Source organism: Bacillus cereus group sp. BfR-BA-01408 (assembly GCF_022663305.1).
Classification (GTDB): domain Bacteria; phylum Bacillota; class Bacilli; order Bacillales; family Bacillaceae_G; genus Bacillus_A; species Bacillus_A pacificus.
This window is the reverse complement of the sequence record NZ_JAKUFF010000004.1, coordinates 36,214-60,002: the sequence shown is the minus strand read 5'-3', so window position 1 is coordinate 60,002 and position 23,789 is coordinate 36,214. Positions and strand designations below refer to the sequence as shown.

Genomic DNA, 23,789 nt, shown 5'->3' with positions numbered 1-23,789 from the left:
TAGCCTAGGGAAATGTCGATTTTATATCCTCTTTGGCAGGCAGAATGTACAAAAAATACATTTCTTGTCTACAATGTTAGATAAGAGTATTTTTTTAATTGGATTTCACGATGAGTTCACAAGAAGGACACAAAACGTGACTATACTGAAAATACGAATTCACCAGAGAGGGGAAGTAAACATGGGATATTACGACGGACCAAATTTAAATGAAGAGCATAGTGAAACGAGAGAAGTGAGAAAATCAGGAAGTAAAAAAGGTTATTTTTTCACAGGTTTAGTCGGAGCTGTAGTTGGGGCTGTTTCAATTAGTTTTGCAGCACCATATATGCCATGGGCTCAAAATAATGGAGCGGCGGTATCATCATTTAGTTCAGATTCGAAAGTAGAAGGTACTGTAGTTCCTGTTGTCAATAAAGCAAAAAATGAGACTGATTTACCTGGGATGATTGAAGGCGCGAAAGATGTTGTTGTAGGTGTTATTAATATGCAACAAAGCATTGATCCATTTGCAATGCAACCGACAGGTCAAGAACAACAAGCCGGTTCAGGGTCAGGTGTGATTTATAAAAAAGCAGGAAATAAAGCATATATTGTAACAAACAACCACGTAGTAGATGGAGCAAATAAACTTGCTGTAAAACTAAGTGATGGTAAAAAAGTAGATGCAAAGCTTGTAGGGAAAGACCCTTGGTTAGATTTAGCGGTTGTAGAAATTGATGGATCTAATGTAAATAAAGTTGCCACTTTAGGTGATTCAAGTAAAATCCGTGCGGGTGAAAAAGCAATTGCGATCGGTAACCCACTAGGGTTTGATGGAAGTGTAACGGAAGGTATAATCAGTAGTAAAGAACGTGAAATTCCAGTTGATATTGATGGGGACAAACGTCCAGATTGGCAAGCACAAGTTATTCAAACAGATGCAGCGATCAATCCAGGTAATAGTGGTGGTGCGTTATTTAACCAAAACGGTGAAATAATTGGGATTAATTCAAGTAAAATTGCACAACAAGAAGTTGAAGGAATTGGATTTGCTATTCCAATTAATATCGCAAAGCCAGTTATTGAATCACTTGAAAAAGACGGAGTAGTGAAACGTCCAGCCCTTGGAGTAGGTGTTGTTTCATTAGAAGATGTGCAAGCTTATGCAGTAAATCAATTGAAAGTACCGAAAGACGTAACAAACGGTGTTGTATTAGGTAAAATTTACCCAATATCACCGGCCGAAAAAGCTGGTTTAGAGCAATATGATATTGTAGTAGCATTAGATAATCAAAAAGTAGAGAATGCTCTTCAATTCCGTAAATATTTATATGAAAAGAAAAAAGTAGGCGAGAAAGTGGAAGTTACATTCTATCGTAACGGTCAAAAAATGACGAAAACAGCTACTTTAGCAGATAACTCAGCTACAAAGAATCAATAATCGGAATAAAAGAAAGTCTCTTTCATATTGAAAGAGACTTTCTTTATCGGCTATACTAAAGGAATAGGAGGGATTAATTATGATGATTGAAAACCCAACTCGTACGGAAATTGGTGAAGTATTAAAGAAAAGCAAAACAATTGCGGTTGTTGGATTATCAGATAAGCCAGAACGTACATCGTATATGGTGTCAAAAGCAATGCAAGATGCTGGGTATCGCATTATTCCAGTAAACCCAACAGTAGATGAAGTGCTTGGAGAAAAGGCAGTTGCTTCACTAAAAGATATTAAGGAACATGTTGACATTGTAAATGTATTCCGCCGTTCAGAATTTTTAATGGATGTTGCAAAAGAATTTGTGGAGATTGATGCAGATGTTTTTTGGGCACAATTAGGAGTACAAGATGAAGATACATATCAACTTTTAAAAGAAAAAGACTATACTGTAATAATGGATCGTTGCATAAAAGTAGAACATGCAATGACAAAATAGTATAGATTGTAAAGTTAGAAAGATTGCTTCAGCCCTTATTATAGATAAGTAGGGCCGATGAACGAGGTGTTCATCATGAGATTTTTTAAAGGCTGTTTTTGGGGATTGTTACTTGTAATCCCGTTTTGGATCTTGATCATTTGGATCATAATAAAGGTTTGGAATATGTAATCTTGGCATACATATCCATTTCTCGTTGACAAACGATTATTTTTCTGAAATAGTAGCCTAGAGGAATCCTTGTGAAAAAACAAGGATTTTTCTATTGAAAATGGTATATAAAAGAGATAAGATAACTTGCCAAAACTATAGTCGAGGCGTTATTCTATAATAGAAACATATGTTCTGATTTTGGATTAGGAAAGGGGCAAGGAGTTTGGCGAAGCATCAGTTCCAATATAATGAAGATGCGATTCAAGTGTTAGAAGGACTTGAAGCCGTTCGAAAACGCCCGGGTATGTATATCGGGAGCACGGACAGCCGTGGATTGCATCATTTAGTATACGAAATAGTAGATAACTCCGTTGATGAAGCGTTAGCGGGATTTGGCGACGAAATTTCTGTCGTAATACATAAAGATAATAGTATTAGCGTTATTGATAAAGGGCGAGGAATGCCTACGGGAATGCATAAACTTGGGAAACCGACACCTGAAGTTATTTTAACTGTACTTCATGCAGGCGGTAAGTTTGGTCAAGGTGGCTATAAAACAAGCGGTGGTTTACACGGTGTTGGGGCATCAGTTGTAAACGCCTTATCAGAATGGTTAGTCGTAACGATTAAGCGTGACGGAAATATTTATGAACAACGCTTTGAAAATGGTGGTGTTCCTGTAACGACGCTTGAAAAAATCGGAAAGACAAAAGAATCTGGTACGACAATGCATTTTAAACCAGATACAACAATTTTCAGTACAACAAATTATAACTATGAAACTTTATGTGAAAGATTACGCGAATCTGCATTTTTATTAAAAGGGATGAAAATCTCAATAAAAGATGAACGAAATGATTTAGAAGATGTGTTTCATTATGAAACAGGAATTGAAGCTTTCGTTTCATACTTAAACGAAGAGAAAGATTCGATTCATCCAGTTGTATATTTCTCTGGTGAACAAAATGGAATTGAGGCAGAGCTAGCATTTCAATTTAACGATGGCTACTCAGAAAATATTCTATCGTTTGTAAATAACGTACGTACAAAAGATGGTGGAACACATGAAGCTGGATTTAAGACAGCAATGACGCGTGTGTTTAATGAGTATGCTCGTAAAGTTTCGCTATTAAAAGAAAAAGATAAAAACTTAGAAGGTACAGATATTCGTGAAGGTGTAGCGGCTATCGTTTCTGTACGTGTACCAGAAGAAGTACTTCAGTTTGAAGGACAAACGAAGGGGAAACTAGGTACAAGTGAAGCTCGTTCTTCAATTGATGCCATTGTATCAGAGCATTTAGCTTACTTTTTAGAAGAAAACCCGGACGTAGCTACACTTCTTGTGAGAAAAGCAATTAAAGCAGCGCAAGCACGTGAAGCCGCTCGTAAAGCGAGAGAAGAAGCGCGTACTGGTAAAAAGAAAAAGAAATCAGAAGGTACATTAAGTGGTAAATTAACACCCGCACAATCACGTAATCCGCAGAAAAATGAACTGTACCTAGTAGAGGGTGACTCTGCCGGTGGTTCTGCGAAACAAGGACGAGATCGACGTTTCCAAGCGGTATTACCATTACGTGGTAAAGTAATTAATACAGAAAAAGCAAAGCTTGCTGATATCTTTAAAAATGAAGAGATTAATACAATCATTTATGCAATTGGCGGCGGTGTAGGCAATGAATTTGATGTGGAAGACATTAACTACGATAAAGTTGTCATTATGACCGATGCTGATACAGACGGGGCGCATATTCAAGTATTGTTATTAACATTCTTCTACAGATATATGAAACCACTTATCGAAGCTGGTAAAGTGTTTATCGCACTTCCTCCTTTATACAAAGTAAGTAAAGGAAAAGGAAAAAGTGAAGTAATTGAATACGCATGGTCAGATGATGAATTAGATGAAGTAACGAAAAAAGTTGGAAAAGGTTACATGTTACAGCGTTATAAAGGACTTGGCGAAATGAATGCGGATCAATTATGGGAAACAACGATGAATCCTGAAACGCGTACATTAATTCGCGTGAAAATTGATGATGCAGCGAGGGCAGAGCGCCGCGTTACAACATTAATGGGTGATAAAGTAGAACCGCGTCGTAAATGGATTGAGCGCAATGTACAGTTTGGTATGCAAGAAGAAGGAAATATTTTAGAAAATGAAATGATTATGGAGACGGAGGTGGAATAACATGCAAGCAGAGAAGTTTCATGACCTCCCGCTTGAAGACGTGTTAGGTGATCGCTTTGCACGTTATAGTAAATATATTATTCAAGATCGCGCACTTCCAGATGCGCGTGACGGCTTAAAACCAGTACAAAGACGTATTTTATATTCTATGTATGTAGAAGGAAACGTGCACGATAAAGCGTTCCGTAAGTCAGCTAAAACAGTCGGTAACGTTATTGGTAATTATCATCCGCATGGTGATTCCTCTGTATATGAGGCGATGGTACGTTTAAGCCAAACTTGGAAAGTACGTAATGTTTTAGTTGAGATGCATGGTAATAACGGTAGTGTTGACGGGGATCCAGCAGCAGCAATGCGTTATACGGAAGCCCGATTATCACCAATTGCATCTGAGTTATTACGTGATCTTGATAAAGAAACAGTAGAATTCGTATCCAACTTTGATGATACGAGTGAAGAACCGGTTGTTTTACCAGCAGCGTTCCCGAACTTATTAGTGAACGGATCTACAGGGATTTCCGCTGGTTATGCAACAGAAATTCCTCCGCATCATCTTGGAGAAGTTATTGACGCTACAATGATGCGTATTGATAAACCGAATAGTACTGTTGATGATTTATTAACAGTTATGAAAGGACCTGATTTCCCAACAGGTGGTATTATTCAAGGGATTGACGGTATTAAAAAGGCGTATGAAACAGGTAAAGGTAAAATTATTATTCGCGGGAAAGCAGAAGTTGAAACGGTTCGTGGTGGGAAACAGCAAATCGTAATTACTGAAATTCCATACGAAGTAAATAAAGCAAACCTTGTTAAGAAAATGGATGAGTTACGTCTAGATAAAAAATTAGATGGCATTGCTGAAGTGCGTGATGAGACAGATCGTACAGGTCTTCGCATTGTCGTAGAATTAAAAAAAGAAGCAAATTCTGAAGGTATTTTAAATTATTTATATAAAAATACAGATTTACAAATACCATATAACTTTAATATGGTAGCGATTAATAATCGCCGTCCAACGCTTATGACATTACCGAAAATTTTGGATGCATATATTGGACATCAAAAAGAAGTTGTTACGAGACGTTCGCAATATGAATTACGAAAGGCAGAAAATCGTCAACATATTGTGGAAGGTTTAAAGAAAGCATTATCGATTTTAGACCAAGTTATTGAAACGATTCGAGCTTCAAAAGATAAGCGTAATGCAAAAGATAATTTAAGTGCGAAATTTGGATTTACAGAAGCGCAAGCGGAAGCAATTGTATCCTTGCAATTATATCGTTTAACGAATACAGATATTACAGCACTACAACAAGAGGCAGATGAGCTTAATAAGAAAATTATTGAGCTACAGGCAATTTTACAAAGTGAAAAAAGATTACTTCAAGTAATTAAAACAGATTTAAAGAGAGTTAAGAAAACATATAGTGATGATCGACGCGCGATTATTGAAGATCAAATCGAGGAAATTAAAATCGATGTAGAAGTGATGATCCCACAAGAAGATGTCATCGTTACTGTAACGAAAGAAGGATATGTGAAACGTACTGGATGGCGCTCACATAATGCCTCAAACGGCAAAGACTTCGGTATGAAAGAGGGTGACATCTTACTTGAACGATTCGATACGAATACGACAGAGACAGTCCTCTTATTTACGAATAAAGGAAACTATATATATTTGCCAGTATACGAAATGCCAGATATTCGTTGGAAAGATTTAGGTCAGCACGTTGCTAATATCGTTTCACTCGACCGGGATGAAACCATTATTTGGGCAACTGTCGTACCGAACTTTGAGGAAGAAAAGCGATTTATCGTATTTGTAACAAAGAATGGTATGATTAAGAAGACAGAATTAAACCAATATAAAGTACAGCGTTACTCAAGAGCGTTCGTTGCTGTAAACTTGAAAAAAGATGATGAAGTTGTTGATATATTTGCGACAGATGGAACGAGTGATATCGTTCTTGCTACACACGGTGCATATGCACTTATTTTCCATGAAGATGAAGTAAGTCCAGTCGGTGTAAGAGCCGCTGGTGTGAAAGCAATTAATTTAAAAGAAGATGACTATGTTGCTGCTGGTAAGCCATTAAATGGTGACAAAGATCAACTTATTCTCGTAACGCAGCGTGGTGCTGTAAAACGCCTAAAAGCATCAGAAATTGAGAAATCAACGAGGGCGAAGCGAGGTCTTGTTATTTTCAAAGAGTTAAAACGTAATCCATACCGCATTGTCGGTATTGAAATCGTTAGAGACGATGAACTAGTTTACATGAAGACAGAGAAACATATAGTAGAAGAAATTGATCCGAAAGCGTATCGAAATAAGGACAGGTATAGTAACGGTAGTTTAGTACTAGATGTTAATGATACTGGTGAAGTTATTGAAACGTGGACGAAAAAACGACCGGAATAAAAAAAGCATCTTGCCATAAATAATGGCAAGATGCTTTTTTCTAGGCAATTTATTATGTAAATTATAATAATCTTGTTATAATAACTGAATGAAATCGTTCTCATAAAGTGAAACTTTAATCAGTGGGGGTCTTACTGCCCACAAATAGCGGGATAAATGGAGGGGCAACATGAAAAAAATAGGTGTAGGGATTGTAGGGTTTGGATTTTCTAGTACAACATTTCACATCCCATTATTACAAACGATAGAAGAATACGATATTCGTGCCATATTATCTTCAAAAGAAGAGGTAGTAAAAGAAACATTACCGAGTGCTAACGTCGTTAGTACAATTGATGAATTGGTGAAGCGAGCTGATATTGACTTAGTCGTCATTACTTCACCAAATACAACTCATTTTCCATATGTAAAAGAAGCAATATTAAACGGTAAGCATGTTGTTGTAGAAAAACCATTTGTTGTTTCAATTGAAGAAGGGGAAGAGCTTATTTCATTAGCAAAGAAACATAATGTGGTATTAAGTGTATATCATAATCGCCGTTTTGATAATGATTTCTTAACGATAAAGAAATTATTAGAAGAGGATAGAATAGGGAATCTATACGCATATGAAGCGCATTTTGATCGTTTCCGTCCACATGTACGTGATCGCTGGAGAGAAAAGAACTTACCAGGATCAGGAATATTATATGATTTAGGATCGCATTTAATTGACCAAGCATTATCATTATTTGGGAAACCAAATGCGATAAGTGCAGATGTAATTAAGCAGCGACCAGGTGCAGAGGTGGATGATTATTTCCACATAGTACTTCACTACGGAGTTAAACGTGTCATTTTACGTAGTAGCAGTTATGTGAAAAAGGCAGGTCCACACTTTACAATGCATGGAGATAAAGGTTCTATCGTGAAATACGGTATGGATTCACAGGAAGAACAATTAAAAAATGGAATGAAGCCAGGCGATAGCGGTTATGGAGTAGACGCTGAAGAGAATTTTGTTACTCTACAAACAGAAGAAGAGTTAGTACGTATTCCAACAGAAGTCGGCTGTTATGACATGTACTATAAAGGTGTAAGAGATAGCATTATAAATGGTGAGAAACCACCTGTAACAGCACAAGAAGGTTTAGAAGTTATTCGACTTATTCAATTAGCGGTTGAAAGTAATGAAACGGGTAGAGTTATCACTGTAAAATAAAAAGACACGAATTTCGTGTCTTTTTTATTAGGAATATGAAAAATTATTTAGTTTAATCGCTTATCATACATTAACTGGATTTGGATGCCGTAAGGATCTTCAATAATACCATATGCTTCACTAAATACATTTTTTTCTAGTGGAGAGATTACCTTCACATTCTTATAGGAAATTAAATTATTATAAAATCTTTGTATTTCTTCTAAATTAGCGCTTTGAATGCAAAGTGACATGTTATTTCCAATGTTATAACCTTCGTTAGGATTCATTGTATCTTCTGCTATCATTAGCTTTGTATTCCCAATTTGTAAAACAGAGTGAGCAATATGATCTTTATTTTCACTTGTAATTTTGAAAGAACTATCTCTTTTCGCCAGTTCTTCATACGTAACAACCATTAACTTTTTGGCTTCTAAATTACGTATATAAAAATGAATTGCCTCCTTTGCTTGCCCATTCATTGAAAGAAAAATAGCTATTTCTAATGTCATAAATTTATAACTCCTTTATTAGTTAATAATTATAATATAGACTAAAAAGGTTTCAATACATGACACCTTTCGAGGAGGGAAATATGAAAAAAACGGAACGAATAAATGATATGCTTATTTTCTTAAATAATAAAAGATATTTTAATTTAAAAGATTTAATGGTTAGATATGATATTTCTAAAAGTACCGCGTTGCGAGATATTCAATCATTAGAAGAAATAGGTGTACCAATATATTCTGAACTAGGCAGAAATGGAAGTTATAAAATTATAGAAAATAGTGTGTTGTCACCAATTTATTTTAGTGTGGATGAAATGTATGCATTATATTTTTCAATTCTTACATTAAATGGATACAAGACAAAACCATTCAATATAGAAAGTATTGCGCTTGAAAATAAATTTAAACATGTCTTACCTGATAATGTGCGTAAAAATATTGCAATTATGGAACGAACGCTTTCTTTTGAAGTAACAAATCATAGTAATTTTAGTCCGTTCTTAAAAGAAATTTTGCAGGGGATTTTTGCTGAGCGAGTTTATCATTTAACATATTTAAAAAAAGATGTGGAGAAAGCCTTGATTGCACAATTTATTCGAATAGAATCTAAATTTGGCCAGTGGTATGCTAAAATCTTTAATTTTGAGACAAATAATGTTCAAATAATTAGATGTGATAAAATTCTTTCTATTGTGGAAACAAGTAATACGAAGCCAAAAAATCTTGAGGAATTATTAAATTATCTTGCTACTTTTCACAGAAAACCTGATGCAATTGATTTTATTGTCATTGTTAATCAAAGAGGAAAAGACATTTTTGATAAAGAGAATTATCCTTCCATGAGGATACAAAAAGAAAATGAACATTATATTATAACAGGCTATTTCAATAAACAAGAAGTTGATTTTATCTCGAACTATTTTCTGAATTTCGGTGAAACGATTATCTCAATTCAGCCTGTTATGCTAAAAGAGTTAATCTATAATAAGGTGTTATCTATAAAGCAGCATTTCACTTCTTTAAGATAAAGTTAGTTTTAGCCATTTATTTGACATGAAAAAGCCCTTGAGATTTAAATATCAAAGGGCTTTTTGTTGATTTTATTTGTTCTTTAGATACAATTATTTTTCTGGGACGGACAGTCCATAAAAGAACATCGTAACGATATCTTGTATATGTTTTTCACGATCTCTTTCAAGAAGTTGTGCTCCGAAATCATCCCCTAATTTAGTGAACATTTGAATGTAAAGTAACATCATTTCTTTAGTAAGGTGGGGATTAATTTCATTTTTTTGCTGTGCTTGTTCTAATATTTCTAAATACCAAGGCAAGATTTTTTCGTTTTGATAACTATAAATAAACTTTCGGAGCTCTTCATCTCTTTGCATCATTTGTAGTAACATATCCGGCTGAAATAACCCACCAGTATTCATTTTTCTTACAATCATTTTTTGCATCATATCATGAAAAGGTAATTTTTCCGCTGCAAGATCTTTATAATATTGAAATTCAGATATAATAAATTCTTGTATAAGCTCTCGAAATAACGCATCTTTACTTCCGAAATGATTATAAATGGTAACTTGAGAAACGTTTGCTTCTTTTGCAATATGTTCTATTTTCACTTCATTAAATCCGCGTTCTGAAAATAATAAGAAGGCTGCCTCTTTAATAGCACGTTTTTTCTTTTCTTTCACTTTTTCAAAGCCGTTCAATGCAATCACCTCAATTAAAATATACAAGAAAAAATAATAGAAAACAATAATTTTGAAATATGGACATACAAATATTTCAAAAAGTTGTTGCGAATATGAAAGAGGAGGAGTACAATAATTTTGAAATATCACATATTAAATATTTCAAAAAATGAGGTGGAATTATGATTTCAGTTCAAAATGTCACAAAAAAATTTTCAAATGGAAAAGGTTTGTTTCATATTACATTTGAAGTGAAAGAAGGGGAAGTATTCGGTTACTTAGGACCAAATGGTGCCGGGAAATCCACAACAATTCGTAATTTAATGGGGTTTATAAAACCGACAGATGGTAAAGCGACAATTTTTGGATTGGATTGTTGGAATGAAGCAGCGAAAATTCAAAGAGAAGTTGGCTATCTACCAGGAGAAATCTCTTTTATTGAAGGAATGAACGGATTAGAGTTTTTGAAGTTAATGCAAGGAATGCGTGGGCTAAAGGATACGAAAAGACGAGATGAATTAATAGAACGTCTTCAATTTGATGTGAAAACACCAATTCGAAAAATGTCTAAAGGAATGAAGCAAAAAGTAGGGATTGTCGCTGCATTTATGCATGATCCAGAGGTGTTAATTTTAGATGAACCGACATCAGGACTTGATCCACTTATGCAGCAAGTGTTTATAGATTTAATAGTAGAGGAAAAGCAAAGAGGAAAAACAATTCTTATGTCTTCACATATTTTCACTGAAATTGAGCGTACATGTGACCGAGTAGCGATTATTAAAGATGGGCGCCTTGTAACGGTTGAAAATATTCATGATTTACAAAGTATGAGACGACAGGTGATAGATGTAACTGTATCATCAGAGGAAGAGATTGCCTCTCTCGCGCAATGTAATTTACAATTTGAAGCGGTGAAAGGTAGAGCGGCATCTATTATTGTACAAGGAAACTATCAAACTGTTTTACAAATACTTTCAAACTATAATGTAACGGCACTTCAAACGAGAGCAATGGATTTAGAACATTTATTTATGCATTATTACGATAAGAAAGAAGGGGTAAAGCATGAATAAGCAATTGTTTTTAGCTAGTTTGAAAGAAGCGCACAAAAGTATTTTAAGTTATGCTATGGGTGCTGCACTTTATTTATGGTTGTTAATTTGGATATTCCCTTCAATGGTATCAGCGAAAGGTTTAAATGAATTAATAAGCGCTATGCCTGATAGTGTGAAAAAAATTGTTGGCATGGAAAGTCCGATTCAAAACGTAATGGATTTTTTAGCTGGTGAGTACTATAGTCTATTGTTTATTATCATATTAACAATTTTTTGCGTTACAGTTGCAACACATTTAATTGCCCGGCATGTAGATAAAGGGGCGATGGCATATTTATTAGCGACACCTGTATCTAGAGTGAAAATTGCAATCACGCAAGCCTCTGTTCTCATATTAGGACTACTAATTATTGTAGTTGTTACGTATGTAGCGGGCATAGTAGGTGCGGAATGGTTTTTACAAGATAATAATTTAAATAAAGAATTATTCCTGAAGATAAATATAGTCGGAGGGCTCATATTTTTAGTCGTTAGTGCTTATTCATTTTTCTTTTCTTGTATATGTAATGATGAAAGAAAAGCACTTAGCTACTCAGCAAGTTTAACTATTTTATTTTTTGTACTAAATATGGTAGGTAAATTAAGTGATAAGTTAGAGTGGATGAAAAGTCTATCGTTATTTACACTGTTTCGTCCAAAAGAAATTGCGGAAGGAACGTATAATATATGGCCAGTAAGTATAGGTTTAGCTGCGGGAGCGCTTTGTATTTTTATAGTAGCGATTGTATTGTTTAAGAAGAGGGATTTACCGTTGTAGAGTAGAAAGTCCACTATATGAGTGGACTTTTTTTGATGAGGAGGAAACGAATGAGTTGCAGCTATATGTAAATGATGTAGAAAAGTCATTATTGTTTTATAAAAAAATAATTGCTTTAAAGTTGTCGATCCAAATGGATATCTCCTCAGAGTTACGTATAAAAAAAGGTAAACATGAAAAATGTTTACCTTTTTTTATGGAAATATTCAAAAAAATGAACCTTTTTCTAGGCTCATCCGTCTAATACATGTAAAGTTAAATTTGAAGTGAGGATGAAACAGGAGGAGCAATTGTGAAAGTAATCCCTTTATATAAAATGATTGTAAAAGAAGAAACCGATGTTTCTTTAGCAAAAAAAGGTGATCATGAAGCATTTATGAGGCTTATACATACAGAAAAAGTAAAGATGTATCGTATTGCAAAGGCTATGTTACGTGATGAGACAAATATAGAGGATGCGATACAAACAACAATTTTAAAAGCCTATGAAAATATAAAAAAATTAAAGAAAGAAGAGTTTTTTCAAACTTGGTTGATTCGAATTTTAATGAATGAATGTAATAACATTATTAGAACGTATAAAAAGATAATTGTGACAGAAGAGAATGATTACAATATGAGTGCGTGCGATCAGTATGAAGATATAGATTTGTGTAATGCGATTCAATCGTTACATGAAGAGTTAAGAGCTGTTACGGTGCTTTATTATTATGAAGATATGAATCAAGAGAGTATAGCGAAGCTTTTAGAAGTACCAAAAGGAACAGTGAAATCGAGATTGGCACGTGCGAGGGAACAACTACAGAAACGATTAAAGATGGAATAGGGGGTGCAAAAGATGGCTGATGACAAATTATTTGATGAGAAATTAAAAAAGAGAATAAAAGAAGAGAGTGTTATAGTGCCACCAGAGTTAAATGAAAAGATTAATCGTACACTACATAATCTCCCGGTAAAAAAGAAAGGTTACAGAGTTTATATGATGGCTATAAGTGCTGCGGTTCTAGCACTTTCAATTGTGTCTATGTCGGAGTTTTCTGATCAAATTTTTGCTCAAAAAGGCGGAGTGTTTGAATATGTAAAGAAAAAGGCATTTTCTGATTACGAAAACGAAGAGGAAATAAAAGCGAATGCAAATTATCCAGATAAAGAAAAGATTCATGAAAAGATGCTAGATTCCATTGATCATTTTAATAATATTTCAGGACAATTTGAGGAATATTCTAGTTCTTCAAGAATTGCTACAACATACAAATATGCGATTGATACGGAGCAACAAAGAGGTATCTCTTCGAAAGAAGATAAACTAGCGAAAAAACGAACCATTATATATAACGAGGGTAAGAAAAAAGAGTTTGATGACGAGAAGTATACATACAAAGAAACAAAATGGAGCCCGAAAGAAAGAAACTATGAACTATTAAAATTAAATCCTACGGAAAGGTTATTGAGAAAATCAGGTGAGAAAAAAAGATATGATGATGAATATGTGGGATTCGCAAAGTATAGTATTCAATCCGAATTTGCCGATCTATTAATTCGATATAAAGATTGGAATTATAAAGAAACGAAGTATCTTGGACTTGATTGCTACAAAATAGAAGGGACAATAAATATAGAAATGCCTGTAAGTACATCTGAAGATTTAAGAGGGAAATTTGAAATGGTTGTAGAGAAAAATACAGGGATTATGCTAAAATTCCTTAGTTTCCACGAAGGTATGATTCAATATTCGATTACGACTGAATGGATACAAATAAACAAAGGGTTGAAAGAGAATGCATTTCAAAAGGATAGCGCTAAGTATGAAAAATTGAAAAATATATTAGATGAATAGAAAACGGAGGAAACGATATGGAGAATACCTCTTCTTCAAGAGAACAGAAAAATAAACGAAAATATAAAAAGACAACGATAATAAGTGTATTGTTAGCAATATTACTATTTTGCGGATTTGGATATGGTACTTACGTATATATGAAAACTTCTAATCTCGTACAAAAATCAAATGTTAATTTAGCACGTGGTGAAAAATCAAATTTACGTGAGGAAACTGTAAAACCGATTACGAATAATGTTTCACTTTTAATTATGGGAATTGATGAAAATCAAGAACGACAAAAGGAGTATAATGGTGCATTTCATACAGATGCACTACTGTTAGCTACTTTTAATAAAGATGATAAGACTGTGAAATTAACGAGTATACCACGTGATACATACACATATGTTCCGGTTGAAAAGAAAAAAGATAAAATAACGCATGCATATGGAAGTGGTTTCGTTAAAAATGGTAAAGATGGAGGGCCGCAAGCTTCAGTGGAAGCGGTAGAAAAGTTATTACAAGTGCCTGTTGATTATTTTGTAAAGTTTAATTTTAATTCATTTACTAAAATTGTTGATGGATTAGATGGGATTGAAGTAGATGTCCCAGTTGAATTTACGGAGCAAAATAGTAAAGATGAACCTGACGCGATCCATTTGAAAAAAGGACTACAAAAATTAACAGGGGAAGAAGCACTTGCCTTAGCAAGAACTCGCCATATTGATAGTGATGCAATGAGAGGACAGCGCCAACAACTTGTTATTGAGGCGATTTTAAGTAAATTAAAAAGTGTAGGATCAATTACGAAGCTAGAAAAAATAGTCGAGGCGGTTGATGGTGATTTTAAAACAAATTTAGCAATGGATGATATTTTATCTTTTTATAAATACGGTTTAAATTGTTCGATTGAAAAAATTCAATTAGCAGGTGATGATTTATACTTACCTAATGGTCCAAATGGGCAACGTGTATATTATTATAATCCTAATAAAAAAGATTTGCAGAGTTTGAGTAATACGCTTAGAACACATTTAGGATTAAGTGAAAAACAGATTGAGGAAAATTAAAGCAGATGTAATGTCTGCTTTTTTATTACGTTTAATAGTATGTACTTTATTCATTAATGTTATATACTATTTTTAAATTTAAGATAATAGTGTAACATAAAATTGTAGTTTAAGTTACATAACAGGGGGGCTATTACATAGAATATATCATTAGCAATTATTGAAAAAGTATGGGAGAAATGAAAGAAGCAGGGGAGTATCAAAAATGAGAATCGTAAAGAATTTAACATTTCAAGTTATTGTGGCCATTATTTGTGGTATTGCAGTAGGATCTATTTGGCCGAGTGTTGGACAAGAGATGAAGCCAATTGGTGAAACGTTCATCAATATGATTAAAATGGTCATTGCACCGATTATCTTTTTAACAATTGTGCTTGGTATTGCAAGTATGGGAAGTATGAAAAAGGTAGGTCGTGTTGGTGGTAAGGCATTATTATATTTTGAAATTGTTACAACTGCGGCTTTAATTATTGGTATCATCATAGCGAATGTTGTACGTCCCGGAGATGGATTAGATCCCTCAAAGCTAAAGGGCGGAGATGTTTCGCAATATGTACAAAGCGGGCAAGAAATGAAGTGGGTGGATTTCTTTTTACATATTGTACCGTCTAACATGTTTGAAGCATTTGCAAAAGGTGATATTTTACAAGTGCTGTTCTTCTCCATTTTATTCGGTGCTGGGTTAACGATGTTAGGGAAAAATGGACAACCGGTAATCGATTTTTTTGAAAGGTTATCGAAAGTATTTTTTAACATTTTATCAATTGTAATGAAATTAGCACCGATTGGAGCATTCGGCGGGATGGCGTTTACAATTGGCAAATATGGTTTAAGTACACTTATTCCACTTGGTAAATTAATGATTTGTGTATATGCGACAATGGCATTATTTGTTTTTATTGTTTTAAATTTTATTTGTAAACTGTACAAATTTAGTTTGTGGAAATATTTAGCTCACATTAAAGAAGAGTTACTCATTGTTCTCGGGACATCATCATCAGAATCAGTATTACCGCGAATGATGACAAAGATGGAAGACTTCGGATGTTCGAAGCCGGTAGTAGGTTTAGTCATTCCGACGGGATACTCTTTTAATTTAGATGGAACGACAATTTATTTATCGATGGCTACTATATTTTTAGCACAAGTCTTTCACGTCGATCTTTCACTAGGTCAACAATTAACGATAATAGCTATTTTGTTAGTTACATCTAAAGGAGAAGCCGCGGTAACAGGTGGAGGCTTTATTGTACTAGCGTCTACTTTATCTGCCATGAATGTTATTCCATTAGAAGGGTTAGCGCTATTACTTGGTGTAGATCGTTTCATGTCAGAAGCACGTGCTATCGTCAATTTAATTGGTAACGGTATTGCGACTGTAGTTGTTGCAAAAAGTGAAAATGAATTTGATGAAGAGAAGTATACGAGAGTAATAGAGGAAATGAAAAAAGAGAAAATGGTCGGATAAAAAAGTCAGCAAAGCTGACTTTTTTATTTTTGTAGAAAAGAGGTTTGTTACGATATACATTATTTATTAACAATAATTTACAGGTGTTTTATAGTGGAAGGGTATAAAGACTATTAAATCAATACATAAGATTCAATAAGATATAGTGTTTCGAAAGATTATGGAATTTTTATGAATATTACTGTAATAAAATAATTTTTTAAAAATTTTCAATAATAACACTTTACAAAACTCAAAAAATTAGTAGAATAATAGTTAATAAGAATCTTCTGATAAATATATAAAGAAAAACAGAATTATCAGAAAATTCTTAAATGAGAGCGTTTAGAATTAGGGAGGGTACAGAAAGTGAAAAAGAAAAAAATGAAAAAACTAACAGCAGTTGTAGCACCAGTTTTAGCAATGAGTATGGCATTAACAGCATGTTCTACATCAGGTGGAGATAAGAAGACAAGCACAAATTCTAGCTCAGGCGGAGATAGCAAATCAGAAGAAAAATTAGCGGCGAAACAAGTACTAAATCGTACTGAAACAAATGAGATTCCAACAATGGATACTTCTAAAAATACAGATACATTAGGTTCTCAAATTTTAGGGAACACGATGGAAGGTTTATATCGATTAGATAAAGATAACAAACCAATCCCAGCTGCGGCAGAATCAAGCACGAAGAGTGAGGATGGTAAAAAATATACATTCAAATTACGTAAAGATGCAAAATGGTCAAATGGTGATCCTGTAACAGCGAAAGATTTCGTATTTGCATGGCAACGTCTATTAGATCCAAAAACAGCTGCTGAGTATGCATTTATCGCATTCCCAATTAAAAATGCAGAAGCGGTTAATAAAGGGGAAAAACCTGTAACGGAACTAGGAGTAAAGGCAGTAGACGACCTTACTTTAGAAGTTGAATTAGAACAAGCAGTACCATACTTCTTAAACTTAGTAGCATTCCCATCGTACTATCCGTTAAATGAGAAATTCGTAAAAGAAAAAGGGGATAAATACGGTTTAGAGTCTGATACAACAGTATATAACGGACCATTCGTACTTACTGATTGGAAACATGAACAAGGCTGGAAACTGAAGAAAAACGATCAATATTGGGATAAAAAGACTGTAAAACTAGATGAAATTAACTATAGTGTAGTAAAAGAAGTAGCTACAAGAGTAAATTTATATGATACAAATGCAATTGATTTTGCACTTCTATCAGGAGAATTCGTTGATAAATATAGAAATAATAAGGAAGAGTTTGGGACTTATTCACAAGTAAGTACTTACTTTATTCGTATGAACCAAAAACGTGGCGGACAAGATACACCATTAAAGAGTCAAAAGTTACGTGAAGCAATCGCGCTTTCAATCGATAAAAAGAATTTAGCAAATGTTATTTTAAATGATGGATCTAAACCTGCGGACTTCTTAGTACCAAAAGGATTAGCAACTGGACCAGACGGTAAAGACTTCCAAGAAACATTTAAAAATGGTATTAAACCAGATGCGAAAAAAGCAGCAGCTGCATGGGAAGAAGCGAAAAAAGAGCTTGGAAAAGACCAAGTTACAATTGAGTTATTAAACTATGACACTGGTAATGCGAAAAAAGTTGGAGAATATGTTAAAGATCAAATCGAGAAGAATTTAAAAGGTGTAACAGTCAATATTAAACTTCAACCGTTCAAGCAAAAACTGAAATTAGAAACAGAGCAAGATTATGATATTTCATATGGCGGTTGGAATCCAGATTATGCGGATCCAATGACATTCTTAGATATGTTTGAGTCTAAGCATTCTCATAACCAAATGAGTTTCTCTGATCCGAAGTATGATGATATGATCAAAAAAGCTGGTGGAGAATTAATGGGTGACGCGAAGAAACGTTGGGAAGAGCTAGGGAAAGCTGAGAAATTACTTCTTGAGAAAGATGTAGCAATTGTGCCTTTATACCAACGTGGTGATGCATACGTTCAAAAACAAAATGTGAAGGGCATCGTTCACCATAACATTAGTCCGGAGTATAGCTTCAAATGGACATATATCACTGATGGGAAATAATTTTAAACAGTGATACTATAAATATAAGTTTCTTAGCTTATTTTGTAGTGTGAATCTCATTGTTCACAATAGAAAGATAAAATGATAGGGCATTCCAAAAGTAGACTATTGACTTTTGGAATGCTCTTTTATTATGAGATTAAATGTAAATGAACCGATAGATATAGATAATTTGTATAGTAACAACTGTGAAAAATGTCTTTTACTATTACAAAGAAATAATTTTTAGAATATTTTAAAAATAACTTTACAAAACCAGAAAAATTAGTAGAATATTAATTAATAAGAATTTTCTGATAACTAGTTATTAGAAAATCTCTCAAAATGAGTTTCGTACATATAATTGGGGAGGGTATAAAAATGAAGAAAAAGATGAAAAAGTTCACGGCAGTTGTAGCGCCAGTTTTAGCAATGAGTATGGCGTTAACAGCGTGTTCTGGATCTGGTGGGGAGAAGAAAACAACTACGACGTCTAGTGGTGGTGGGGACGAGAAAAAATCCGAAATTAAATACGCAGCGAAGCAAGTGTTAAATCGTACAGAAAACCAAGAAATTCCGACGATGGATACTTCTAAATCTACTGATACGTTAGGGGCACAAATTTTAGGAAATACGATGGAAGGATTATATCGTCTTGATAAAGATAATAAGCCAATCCCAGCTGCAGCGGAATCTAGTACGAAGAGCGAGGATGGCAAAAAATATACATTTAAATTACGGAAAGATGCAAAATGGTCAAATGGTGATCCAGTAACAGCGAAAGATTTCGTATATGCATGGCAGCGCTTACTGGATAAAAATACAGCAGCAGAATATGCGTTTATTGCTTACTATATTAAAAATGCAGAAGCAATTAATAAAGGTGAAAAACCTCTAACAGATTTAGGAGCAAAAGCGGTAGATGATTATACGCTAGAAGTAGAATTAGAAAAGCCAGTACCGTATTTCTTAAACTTAGTAGCATTCCCATCATACTACCCGTTAAATGAGAAGTTTGTAAAAGAAAAAGGTGATAAGTACGGTTTAGAAGCAGATACAACGTTGTATAACGGGCCGTTCGTTATGTCTTCATGGAAACATGAACAAGGATGGCAGCTAAAGAAAAATGATAAGTATTGGGATAATAAGACTGTAAAATTAGAAGAAATTAACTATAGTGTAGTAAAAGAAGTTGCGACGAAAGTAAACTTATATGATACAGGATCAATTGATTTCACACTACTATCAGGAGAATTCGTAGATAAATATAAATCGAACAAAGATGAGTACGGTGAGTATTCAGAAGCAAGTACATTCTTCTTACGTTTAAATCAAAAGCGTAACGGACAAGATACACCGTTAAAGAGCAAAAAGCTTCGTGAAGCAATTGCATTATCAGTTGATAAAAAAGGATTGGCAAATGTAATTCTAAATAATGGATCAAAAGCAACAGACCAATTGGTTCCAAAAGGGCTTGCAACAGGACCAGATGGTAAAGATTATCAAGATACATTTAAAAATGGTCTGAAATATAATCCGAAAAAAGGAGCAGCAGCGTGGGAAGAAGCGAAAAAAGAGCTTGGAAAAGATCAAGTTACAATTGAATTACTAAGCTATGATGATGGAACTGCGAAAAAGATTGCTGATTATGTTAAAGATCAAATTGAGAAAAATTTAAAAGGTGTAACGATTAATACGAAAATTCAGCCATTCAAGCAAAAATTAAAATTAGAGACTGCACAAGATTATGAAATCTCTTATGCAGGTTGGAGTCCAGACTATGCGGATCCAATGACATTTATTGATATGTTTGAATCGAAGAGTCCATATAACCAAATGAGTTATTCAAATGCAAAATACGACGAAATGGTACAAAAAGCAGGTAATGAATTAATGGGTGATGCGAAGAAGCGTTGGGAAACGTTAGGGAAAGCAGAAAAATTATTCCTTGAAGAAGATGCAGGATTAGTTCCTTTATATCAAACAGGAAGAGCATATGTAATGAAACCAAATGTAAAAGGAATTGTGAAACATAACATCAGTCCAGAATATAGCTTTAAGTGGGCGTATGTAACGGAAGAGAAATAAGAAAAAGAGCGTTTAAAAAATATAGTATTTATTTTTTAAACGCTCTTTTACTATTCAATTAAATTTAAATAAATAGAGAAGAATAAGAAAAGTGGTACTTACATATAGTAGATGTGGGAGAATTCGTATAGTAATAGTTATTATAGTTGTTAGGGTAATTATTCGGAATATTCTCAAAAAACTTTACGAATTAGAAGAAATTAGTAGAATGGTAATTAGTAATAATTTTCCGAAAAATAAAACGAAAGAAATCTCTCAAAGTTAGTTTCGTACATATAAATTGGGGAGGGTACAAAAATGAAGAAAAAGATGAAAAAGTTTACGGCAGTTGTAGCGCCAGTTTTAGCAATGAGTATGGCTTTAACGGCATGTTCTGGATCTTCTGGTGGGGAGAAAAAAACGACTACAACGTCTAATAATGGTGGGGAAGAGAAGAAATCTGATATTAAATATGCAGCAAAGCAAGTGTTAAATCGTACAGAAACGAATGAAATTCCGACAATGGATACTTCCAAAAATACAGATACACTTGGTTCACAAATTTTAGGGAATACAATGGAAGGTTTATATCGCCTTGATAAAGATAATAAGCCAATCCCAGCTGTAGCGGAATCTAGCACAAAAAGCGAGGATGGTAAAAAATATACATTTAAATTACGGAAAGATGCAAAATGGTCAAACGGTGATCCTGTAACAGCGAAAGATTTCGTATTTGCATGGCAACGTCTAGTAGATCCAAAAACAGCTGCTGAGTATGCATTTATTGCATACTATCTTAAAAATGCAGAAGCGATAAATCAAGGAAAAGCAGAAGTTTCGACATTAGGTGTAAAAGCGGTAGATGATTATACGCTTGAAGTAGAACTAGAAAGACCTGTACCATATTTCTTGAACTTAATGGCATTTGCTTCATACTATCCATTAAATGAAAAGTTTGTAAAGGAAAAAGGAAATAAATTTGGTTTAGAGTCTGATACAACGCTTTATAATGGTCCATTTGTGCTTACTGATTGGAAACATGAGCAAGGCTGGAAATTAAAGAAAAATGATCAGTATTGGGACAAAAAGACTGTAAAATTAGATGAAATTAACTATAGTGTAGTAAAAGAAGGGGCTACTCGAGTGAATTTATATGATACAGGTGCAATTGACTTCGCGCTTCTATCAGGTGAATTTGTTGATAAGTATAGAAATAATAAAGAAGAGTTTGGCGCATATTCGGAAACAAGTACGTTTTACTTACGTTTAAATCAAAAACGTGGTGGGCAAGATACACCATTAAAGAGCAAAAAACTACGTGAAGCAATTGCATTATCTATTGATAAGAAAGCTTTAACGAATGTTATTTTAAATGATGGTTCAAAACCAGTGGATTACTTAGTACCAAAAGGTTTAGCGAGTGGACCAGACGGTAAAGATTTCGCAGAAACGTTTAAGAATGGTTTAAAACAAGACTCCAAAAAGGCAGCGGCAGCCTGGGAAGAAGCGAAAAAAGAACTAGGAAAAGATCAAGTGACGATAGAGTTATTAAATTATGATACTGGTAATGCGAAAAAAGTTGGGGAGTATGTAAAAGATCAAGTTGAAAAAAACCTAAAAGGCGTGACAGTAAATATTAAACTGCAACCATTTAAGCAAAAACTAAAATTAGAATCAGACCAAGATTATGATTTTTCATATGGTGGCTGGAATCCAGATTATGCGGATCCAATGACATATCTTGATATGTTTGAAACAAAAAATTCGCAAAACCAGATGAGCTACTCAAATTCAAAATATGATGACATTATTAATAAAAGTAAGACAGAATGGATGGCTGATGCAAAAAAACGTTGGACAGAGTTAGGGAAGGCTGAAAAAATATTACTTGAAGACGATGTAGCGCTTGTACCATTATATCAAAATGCTAGATCATATGTAATGAAACCAAATATAAAGGGAATCGTGAAACATAATATTAGTCCGGAATATAGTTTCAAATGGGCGTATGTAGAAGAGAAATAAAAAAGATAAGAGCATTTTCAAGTTGCGGTATTAGAGCACTTGAAAATGCTTTTTCTATGCACTTTTATTTCTTCCTTGAATATATAAAATGAAAAAGGGAGAATCCCATGAAACGAAACACATACATCGATTTCTTAGCTTATTACGGAATAGGGAGTGCTCATCCAGGTGGTTTTACGTTAACAAAACAATTGCTAGCACAACTGCCCCTTAGACAGGGAGCGAATGTCCTAGAGATAGGTTGCGGCACGGGAAAAACCGCAGCATATATGGCAAAAAATTTTGGATATAAAGTAACAGCGGTGGAAAAGAATGAAATTATGATTCAAAAGGCGAAAGATAGATGGTCGTTTGAAGGATTAGATATACAATTAATTGAAGAAAATGTAGAGAATTTACCGTGTTTGAATAACTCATTTGAATTGGTACTCGGAGAATCGATACTTGCTTTTACAGAGAAAGAAAGGGTTATTTCGGAGTGCTATCGTGTACTACAGAAAGACGGTAAGCTTGTTGTCATTGAAATGATTATTGATAGGCATATTGATAAGGGTGAGGAAGAGAAAATCGCTCAATTATACGGGATGAAAGAGCTATTAACTGAGAGTGAGTGGGTACAATTATTTCAGAAAGCAAATTTTAAGCGGGTTACTATTGCTGGCGGTGGTACAATTGCAGAAACAATCACTGCTTATATAGAAGAGCCGGAATGGAATGTATCACAATTTATTCCGAATGAGTTATATGAGGCATGGGTGCAACATGAAAATATAAGGCTTATGTACCAACACATTTTAGGGCATCGTATTTTTATATGTGAAAAATGAAGAAAAAGAGTTGGCTAAAAATAGTCAACTCTTTACTTATATTAAATGAAAAATAATGCAGCTAATGTAATTCCGAAGATAAAACCAAATCCGAGTTCAACACCCCAGCCGCAACCGCCGCCCCAGCCACAACCGCCGCCATCACAATTACCACAACCTCGACCACCACAACCGCAACCACTGAATCCACCGCCGCAACCGAATCCACAGCTGTCACATCTACTAAGGCCACCGCAAAGGTCACAGCCACCGTTTGCATATGCGTCATAGTATCCGAATCCTGTATCAAAAGATGAATGCTGTTGCATGGGCTCAATCCATACGGAATCTTTTGTCACATCGATTATTTTACCTAAATGAATACGACCATCAATGTCTTCAATTCGAACAACTTTACCGAAATAACGTCGGCACGTATCATAACATTTTTGTCTATGCATGTTTCTTCTCCTTCCGCATTACAGTAATACGATATGTAAAGGGGACAAGTGCGGCTTGTACGAATGCCCTATCTATCATAATTGTTATAG

The 23,789-nt window shown here is 34.3% G+C and carries 19 protein-coding genes; 16 read left to right on the top strand and 3 right to left on the bottom strand.

Going from position 1 to position 23,789, the window contains the following annotated elements; translation table 11 throughout:
• The first annotated feature begins 181 nt into the window (after positions 1 to 181).
• From MR083_RS03865 to MR083_RS03845, 5 genes are all read left to right on the top strand, one after another.
• Positions 182 to 1,423, top strand: coding sequence for a S1C family serine protease (locus MR083_RS03865; RefSeq protein WP_000542636.1), 1,242 nt, complete (start codon positions 182 to 184; stop codon positions 1,421 to 1,423).
• A 79-nt stretch (positions 1,424 to 1,502) separates the two neighbouring features.
• Positions 1,503 to 1,916, top strand: coding sequence for a CoA-binding protein (locus MR083_RS03860; protein ID WP_000972424.1), 414 nt, complete (start codon positions 1,503 to 1,505; stop codon positions 1,914 to 1,916).
• Positions 1,917 to 2,292: 376 nt separating this feature from the next.
• Positions 2,293 to 4,257, top strand: a complete 1,965-nt coding sequence (parE, locus tag MR083_RS03855) for a DNA topoisomerase IV subunit B (RefSeq protein ID WP_001062200.1) — start codon at positions 2,293 to 2,295, stop codon at positions 4,255 to 4,257.
• A 1-nt stretch (position 4,258) separates the two neighbouring features.
• On the top strand, positions 4,259 to 6,682 hold the full coding sequence (gene parC, locus MR083_RS03850; protein ID WP_001147473.1) for a DNA topoisomerase IV subunit A: 2,424 nt from the start codon (positions 4,259 to 4,261) through the stop codon (positions 6,680 to 6,682).
• A 169-nt stretch (positions 6,683 to 6,851) separates the two neighbouring features.
• Positions 6,852 to 7,883 (top strand): oxidoreductase, encoded by a 1,032-nt coding sequence (locus MR083_RS03845; protein ID WP_000719733.1) that lies wholly within the window; start codon positions 6,852 to 6,854, stop codon positions 7,881 to 7,883.
• A gap of 47 nt (positions 7,884 to 7,930) precedes the next feature.
• Here the strand turns inward: MR083_RS03845 and MR083_RS03840 are convergent, their stop codons facing one another.
• Positions 7,931 to 8,374, bottom strand: coding sequence for a VOC family protein (locus tag MR083_RS03840; RefSeq protein WP_000171334.1), 444 nt, complete (start codon positions 8,372 to 8,374; stop codon positions 7,931 to 7,933).
• Positions 8,375 to 8,433: 59 nt separating this feature from the next.
• Between MR083_RS03840 and MR083_RS03835 the strand changes: the two genes are divergently transcribed.
• Positions 8,434 to 9,402: a helix-turn-helix transcriptional regulator gene (locus tag MR083_RS03835; RefSeq protein WP_029141175.1), complete on the top strand. Its 969-nt coding sequence runs from the start codon at positions 8,434 to 8,436 to the stop codon at positions 9,400 to 9,402.
• A gap of 93 nt (positions 9,403 to 9,495) precedes the next feature.
• Here MR083_RS03835 and MR083_RS03830 read toward each other — a convergent pair whose 3' ends face one another.
• Positions 9,496 to 10,098, bottom strand: a complete 603-nt coding sequence (locus MR083_RS03830; protein ID WP_226990212.1) for a TetR/AcrR family transcriptional regulator — start codon at positions 10,096 to 10,098, stop codon at positions 9,496 to 9,498.
• A gap of 155 nt (positions 10,099 to 10,253) precedes the next feature.
• Between MR083_RS03830 and MR083_RS03825 the strand changes: the two genes are divergently transcribed.
• From MR083_RS03825 to MR083_RS03780, 10 genes are all read left to right on the top strand, one after another.
• Positions 10,254 to 11,147, top strand: coding sequence for an ABC transporter ATP-binding protein (locus tag MR083_RS03825; RefSeq protein WP_000626589.1), 894 nt, complete (start codon positions 10,254 to 10,256; stop codon positions 11,145 to 11,147).
• On the top strand, positions 11,140 to 11,946 hold the full coding sequence (locus tag MR083_RS03820) for an ABC transporter permease subunit (protein WP_242268593.1): 807 nt from the start codon (positions 11,140 to 11,142) through the stop codon (positions 11,944 to 11,946). Before MR083_RS03825 ends, MR083_RS03820 begins: the two co-directional genes overlap by 8 nt.
• 292 nt (positions 11,947 to 12,238) lie before the next feature.
• A complete protein-coding gene (locus MR083_RS03815) occupies positions 12,239 to 12,772 on the top strand; it encodes a sigma-70 family RNA polymerase sigma factor (protein ID WP_000864742.1) in 534 nt (177 codons plus the stop codon).
• Positions 12,773 to 12,784: 12 nt separating this feature from the next.
• Positions 12,785 to 13,783 carry an anti-sigma factor gene (locus tag MR083_RS03810; protein ID WP_242268591.1) on the top strand — a complete coding sequence of 333 codons (999 nt, stop codon included), beginning with the start codon at positions 12,785 to 12,787 and terminating at the stop codon, positions 13,781 to 13,783.
• A gap of 17 nt (positions 13,784 to 13,800) precedes the next feature.
• Positions 13,801 to 14,838, top strand: coding sequence for an LCP family protein (locus tag MR083_RS03805; protein ID WP_000432319.1), 1,038 nt, complete (start codon positions 13,801 to 13,803; stop codon positions 14,836 to 14,838).
• A gap of 205 nt (positions 14,839 to 15,043) precedes the next feature.
• Positions 15,044 to 16,306: a dicarboxylate/amino acid:cation symporter gene (locus tag MR083_RS03800; RefSeq protein WP_242268590.1), complete on the top strand. Its 1,263-nt coding sequence runs from the start codon at positions 15,044 to 15,046 to the stop codon at positions 16,304 to 16,306.
• Between the two features lie 348 nt (positions 16,307 to 16,654).
• Positions 16,655 to 18,361, top strand: a complete 1,707-nt coding sequence (locus MR083_RS03795) for a peptide ABC transporter substrate-binding protein (protein WP_000727516.1) — start codon at positions 16,655 to 16,657, stop codon at positions 18,359 to 18,361.
• 360 nt (positions 18,362 to 18,721) lie between these two features.
• Entirely contained in the window at positions 18,722 to 20,428 is a 1,707-nt protein-coding gene (locus tag MR083_RS03790; RefSeq protein ID WP_242268589.1) for a peptide ABC transporter substrate-binding protein, read from the top strand.
• A 297-nt stretch (positions 20,429 to 20,725) separates the two neighbouring features.
• Positions 20,726 to 22,432 carry a peptide ABC transporter substrate-binding protein gene (locus tag MR083_RS03785; RefSeq protein WP_000728468.1) on the top strand — a complete coding sequence of 569 codons (1,707 nt, stop codon included), beginning with the start codon at positions 20,726 to 20,728 and terminating at the stop codon, positions 22,430 to 22,432.
• A 107-nt stretch (positions 22,433 to 22,539) separates the two neighbouring features.
• Positions 22,540 to 23,259: a class I SAM-dependent methyltransferase gene (locus MR083_RS03780; protein ID WP_000828280.1), complete on the top strand. Its 720-nt coding sequence runs from the start codon at positions 22,540 to 22,542 to the stop codon at positions 23,257 to 23,259.
• A 41-nt stretch (positions 23,260 to 23,300) separates the two neighbouring features.
• Here the strand turns inward: MR083_RS03780 and MR083_RS03775 are convergent, their stop codons facing one another.
• Positions 23,301 to 23,699, bottom strand: a complete 399-nt coding sequence (locus MR083_RS03775; protein ID WP_000554981.1) for a hypothetical protein — start codon at positions 23,697 to 23,699, stop codon at positions 23,301 to 23,303.
• Positions 23,700 to 23,789: the final 90 nt, after the last annotated feature.

Coding starts and splice junctions, on each gene's coding strand:
- MR083_RS03805 (WP_000432319.1), top strand. CDS start 13,801: ATGGAGAATACCTCTTCTTCAAGAGAACAGAAAAATAAACGAAAATAT.
- MR083_RS03785 (WP_000728468.1), top strand. CDS start 20,726: ATGAAGAAAAAGATGAAAAAGTTTACGGCAGTTGTAGCGCCAGTTTTA.
- MR083_RS03835 (WP_029141175.1), top strand. CDS start 8,434: ATGACACCTTTCGAGGAGGGAAATATGAAAAAAACGGAACGAATAAAT.
- MR083_RS03780 (WP_000828280.1), top strand. CDS start 22,540: ATGAAACGAAACACATACATCGATTTCTTAGCTTATTACGGAATAGGG.
- MR083_RS03810 (WP_242268591.1), top strand. CDS start 12,785: ATGGCTGATGACAAATTATTTGATGAGAAATTAAAAAAGAGAATAAAA.
- parC (WP_001147473.1), top strand. CDS start 4,259: ATGCAAGCAGAGAAGTTTCATGACCTCCCGCTTGAAGACGTGTTAGGT.
- MR083_RS03820 (WP_242268593.1), top strand. CDS start 11,140: ATGAATAAGCAATTGTTTTTAGCTAGTTTGAAAGAAGCGCACAAAAGT.
- MR083_RS03865 (WP_000542636.1), top strand. CDS start 182: ATGGGATATTACGACGGACCAAATTTAAATGAAGAGCATAGTGAAACG.
- MR083_RS03775 (WP_000554981.1), bottom strand. CDS start 23,699: ATGCATAGACAAAAATGTTATGATACGTGCCGACGTTATTTCGGTAAA.
- MR083_RS03860 (WP_000972424.1), top strand. CDS start 1,503: ATGATGATTGAAAACCCAACTCGTACGGAAATTGGTGAAGTATTAAAG.
- MR083_RS03800 (WP_242268590.1), top strand. CDS start 15,044: ATGAGAATCGTAAAGAATTTAACATTTCAAGTTATTGTGGCCATTATT.
- MR083_RS03840 (WP_000171334.1), bottom strand. CDS start 8,374: ATGACATTAGAAATAGCTATTTTTCTTTCAATGAATGGGCAAGCAAAG.
- MR083_RS03825 (WP_000626589.1), top strand. CDS start 10,254: ATGATTTCAGTTCAAAATGTCACAAAAAAATTTTCAAATGGAAAAGGT.
- MR083_RS03845 (WP_000719733.1), top strand. CDS start 6,852: ATGAAAAAAATAGGTGTAGGGATTGTAGGGTTTGGATTTTCTAGTACA.
- MR083_RS03790 (WP_242268589.1), top strand. CDS start 18,722: ATGAAGAAAAAGATGAAAAAGTTCACGGCAGTTGTAGCGCCAGTTTTA.